1 protein-coding gene is annotated in these 433 nt (G+C 55.7%); it reads right to left on the reverse strand.

The features are described from left to right. On the reverse strand, positions 1-377 hold a 377-nt coding region (locus AC1RPQ_RS07950), incomplete at its 3' end, for a hypothetical protein (protein WP_481762255.1). Between the last annotated feature and the right edge of the window lie 56 nt (positions 378-433).

Raw genomic sequence — 433 nt, forward strand, 5'->3', positions numbered from 1 at the left:
CCGTCCGAAGCGATCGTGATGTGGCCATTTGTCGAGGCCTTAACACCACCAAGCGTCGTGGTGTTGGCAACGGGCAGTGAGTACGGAACCGGCTTATTGATCAGGTCGTTGTAATCACCAGTGGCCGCGACGCGTGCCGCATCCGGAATGTCTCCGATCTTCAGCTCAACGTCACCCGTCTTTCCGTTGACCGAGGTCACGGGAAATGCGCTCGGCGCAACGTTGATCAAGCCTGTATTGTCCACAGTCAGCGTCTGGCCGACAATCACAGCACCAAGGTCTGTGTGGGTGGCTATAGGCAGATTCGGAATAGTAGTACTAAGTACTTGACGACCGAAGATAACGATCTTGTCTACGACCACCGGAAGCTGCGCCATGGGCGAGGTGAGCTGGAACGTTGCGGTAGTCGGTCCCAGTATCACACTTTTGACGT

Source organism: Dellaglioa sp. CoH-57-MRSF-21 (assembly GCF_056781915.1).